This window comes from Streptomyces sp. RP5T, assembly GCF_003933965.1.
Taxonomy (GTDB): domain Bacteria; phylum Actinomycetota; class Actinomycetes; order Streptomycetales; family Streptomycetaceae; genus Streptomyces.
In genome coordinates, this window is the sequence record NZ_RSAJ01000739.1 from 1 (window position 1) to 3,586 (window position 3,586).

General features: G+C 73.5%; 3 protein-coding genes and 1 pseudogene. All 4 read right to left on the reverse strand.

Annotated features, from left to right (window positions below):
* Nucleotides 1-709: pseudogene (locus tag EHS43_RS40150) on the reverse strand (protein phosphatase); the annotation flags it as partial.
* 181 nt (nucleotides 710-890) lie between these two features.
* Nucleotides 891-2,036 carry a C40 family peptidase gene (locus EHS43_RS40155; RefSeq protein WP_125195482.1) on the reverse strand — a complete coding sequence of 382 codons (1,146 nt, stop codon included), beginning with the start codon at nucleotides 2,034-2,036 and terminating at the stop codon, nucleotides 891-893.
* Nucleotides 2,037-2,117: 81 nt separating this feature from the next.
* On the reverse strand, nucleotides 2,118-2,654 hold the full coding sequence (locus EHS43_RS40160) for an RNA polymerase sigma factor (protein ID WP_125195483.1): 537 nt from the start codon (nucleotides 2,652-2,654) through the stop codon (nucleotides 2,118-2,120).
* Between the two features lie 123 nt (nucleotides 2,655-2,777).
* A complete protein-coding gene (locus tag EHS43_RS40165) occupies nucleotides 2,778-3,443 on the reverse strand; it encodes a M15 family metallopeptidase (protein WP_125195484.1) in 666 nt (221 codons plus the stop codon).
* Nucleotides 3,444-3,586 lie beyond the last annotated feature (143 nt).

The following is a 3,586-nucleotide window of genomic DNA, read 5'->3' on the forward strand; positions in this document are numbered from 1 at the left end:
CGTCCCCCGCGGGCTGCTGCGGCCAGCCCCCGGCCGCCCGTCCCGCACGCCGGTACGCGGCGAGCAGCGCCCGCTCCCGCCGGGTGGCCTGCTCCAGCAGCCGCCCCTCGATGTCACGGGCGGCGTCGCGGACCAGCCGCAGCATGAGGGGGTCGCCGTCGTCCCGCAGACAGGTGAGGTCGAGTACCGCCTCGATGTGCCCGCTGAGGGGGTTGCGCACCGGCGCGCCCGCACAGGCGAAGGGCTGGAGGCAGTCCGCGAAGTGCTCGCGCCCGACGACGTAGACGGGCCCGCGCTCGGCCAGCGCGGTGCCGACGCCGTTGGTACCGACTACCTGCTCGGAGGCGTCGAAGCCCGGGGCGAACCGCACCTCGTCCAGCCGTCCCCGCAGCCGCCGGTCACCATCGACGCGCTGGATCATCCGGCCCTGGCCGTCGCAGAGCGCGATGGTCATGCCGACCTCGCGGAGCGAGCCGGTCAGCCGTTGCAGCACCGGTTCGGCGGCCTGCAGGAATCTCTCGTCCAGGGCCAGGTCGGGCGCGTAGCGCACCAGCATCCGGTCCGGATCGAGACCGACGGATCTGCACCGCTTCCAGGAGTCGAGCACCGCGCCCCGGACATCGGAGTCCACACGGGCGCCGGCCAGGAACCGTTCGTGGGCGTCGACCAGCCCGCCGATGTCGTCCCAGGTGACGGACAACGCAATCACTTCCCTCACCTGGAGGCGACCCGGTCGCTCACCGCCACTCGGCTCGCCCCCCGGCGCTCTCCAAGCCCCTTCACCGTAGACCCCTTGTGACGCGCATCACAACAGCGGGGGCTCCCCGTGTGCGACCGGACCGGCCGTGCGGCCGGTCCGGTCGGCAGGGGTGGTGTCAGCAGGGACGGTGTCAGCAGGTGGCCACGCCGTCCAGCCAGGCCGGGCCCTTGATGTAGATGTTGGTCATCCACGAGCCGTCGGTCAGCTTCGACCAGGCGTCGTTGGTGTACCCCTCGGCCGTGACCTCCTGGGCATGCTTCTGGCAGACCACGTTGACGGTGGTCGGCTGGGCGAAGTAGTCGACCACGGCGGCGTTGACGTTGGGCTCGCTGTGGGTGCGCACCCCGGTGCCCCAGGTCTGGAACGCCTTGCTGCCGCCCGACGGCGGCGGAGTGCTGCTGCCCCCGCAGTCCGGGATGCCGGGCAGCCAGGCCGGGCCCTTGATGTAGATGACGGTCATCCACGAGCCGTCGGCGAGCTTGGCCCAGGCGTCGTTGGTGTAGCCCTCGGCGGTCACGGTCTCCGCGTGCTGCTGGCACTGGACGGACACCTGGGTCGGGCCGGGGAAGGTGTCGACGGTCGCGGAGCCGACGCTCGGCGACCGGTGCGTGCGCACGCCGGTGCCCCAGGTCTCGAAGACCGTGCCGCCGTTCGCGGGCGGCGGCACCGGGGTGCCGGAGCCGTTGATGCGGACCGCGCCCGCGTAGTCGCCGCCGGTGCGCACGGACGTGACCCTGATGTGGGTGCCCGACTCGTACGCCTCGACCATCTGGCCGTTGCCCAGGTACATGGCCACGTGGTGGATGTGCCCGCTGCCCCAGAACATCAGGTCGCCCGGCAGCAGCGGGGCGGTGCCCTGCCCGGCGGAGAACCGGGCGGCGGCCTGCGAGGTGTGGAACTGGTCGTCGGCGGTGCCGTTGAGCAGGTCCTTTCCGGTGGCCCGGTAGTAGGCGTAGCGCATCAGCCCCGAGCAGTCGAAGCCCTTGCGCTCGCCGTCGTGCAGGCTGTCCGGGTCGGATCCGTCGTAGTAGCCGTAGCTGGCGCCGGGCGTGGCCGCGTGGCCGCCGCCCCAGCTGTACCAGACGCCGATCTGCGAGCAGGCCGCGTCGACGGCGGCCTGCGCGGTGGCCGAGGCGCCGGGCGCCAGGACACCGCAGGTGGCGTCCGCGGCCTGCGGGGCGGCGTGCGCCGGGGCGGAGAAGAACGCGGTGAGCGCCAGGGCCGAGGCGCCCAGGATCGCGCCGCCGGTCCGGCGGCGCGTGCTGATGGAGTTCAAGGGACTCTTCCTTCGTCGGTGGCAGACACGGTGGGGAACCCGGGTGGCACACCCCACCCCCGTGGAGGTGTGCCGCCCGGGTCAGTGGTGGAGGGCGGCACGCATCTTGGCGAGGCCGCGCAGGCGGTTGCGCTGGACCGTGCCGCGGTGGGCGCCGAGGCGCTCCCCGGCCGTGTCGTGGGTGAGTCCCTCCAGGTCCACGAGGATGACCGCGGCGGCCTCCTTCTCGGAGAGCATGCTGAGCAGCGCGAGCGCCGTGGCGGAGGCCTCGTAGGAGTCGAGTCCGCCGTCCCAGCCGGCTTCCGGCAGCCGGTCCGTGGTGCGCTCGCGGCGCGAGGGGTGCTGCCAGGAGTCGCGCAGCAGGTTGAGGGCGACGGCGCAGGTGTAGGCGTACGGGTGCTGCTGCCGTGTCAGGTTCTGGGAGCGGGCCCGCCGGGAGAGCCGCAGATACGTCTCCTGGAGCAGGTCGTCGGCGTCGTGCGGATTGCCCGTCAGTGCCAGCAGCCGTCGTCGCAGGCGTGGCATGTCGGCCGTGAAGGACGCGTCGAAGTCCCCCGGGCTCATCCGGTTGTCGGCCTCGCGCGGTGGTGGCGGACAGGTGGCGTGGCTGTGGTGCATGTTTTCCCCCTTGCGGTGATCCCTTGCGGTGATCCCTGCGGTCGTTCCTCGCGAGGGGCGCTTGCGGCGGCCCCTCGCGGTGTTCTCTCGGTGCGGTCCTCGCGGGCCGTCCCGCTCCGGTGGTCAGGCCGGAGGGCGGGGCGGGTCCGCGGGGCCGTAACGGGCGGCCGGTTCGCGGCGCAGCAGGGCCCAGTAGCGGTCCCCGTACGACCAGTGCCACCACTCGGTCGGGTAGTTGACGAACCCGGTCGCGGTCAGCACCCGGCCCAGCAGGGCCCGGTACTCGCGCGCCTCGGCGCCGATCCCGGGCGCGTGGGTGCGGCAGGCGCCCGCGCTCTCCTCCGGGGTGGCGTTGACCTCGGTGCCGAGCGGCAGTTCGCGGCCGGCGCGGTCGCACAGGGTCAGGTCGACCGCGCCGCCGCTGACGTGCGGGGCGACCTCCGGCGGCGAGATGTACGCGCTCGCCAGTTCGCGTATCCGCTCGGGAGCCGCGTCCGGGTGGGCCCGGCGCATGGTCGCCGCGTACTGCTCGAAGTACCGGCGCTGCAGGTCGGGCGGCCGGTACCCCTCCACCACCAGCAGCCGGATCCCGGTGGGCAGCAGCCGCTGGGCCCGCACGAGCCGCTGCACCGCGCCGGCCCGCAGGTGGGCGTAGCTCCCCGCGTCGTCGGCCTGCCGGGAGTCGAGGAGCAGCTGCCCCTCCTCCCGCAGGTCGACGAGCGGTTCCCCGCACTCGTCGTGCGTCACCGCGGCCACCCTGGGGTCCGCGAGCGTGATGATGTCTGTCACGGGAAGAGCATCGCGGGCCCCTCTGCAAATGCTCTGCAGATCGCCTGCAAGCGCCGGCCGGCCGGTTCCACGGCGACACCGGCCCCCGCCTGCGCACGCTCCGGCGCGCCTACCGTGCCGTCACAGACACGCAACGCCTCGGC

Coding starts and splice junctions, on each gene's coding strand:
- EHS43_RS40160 (WP_125195483.1), bottom strand. CDS start 2,654: ATGCACCACAGCCACGCCACCTGTCCGCCACCACCGCGCGAGGCCGAC.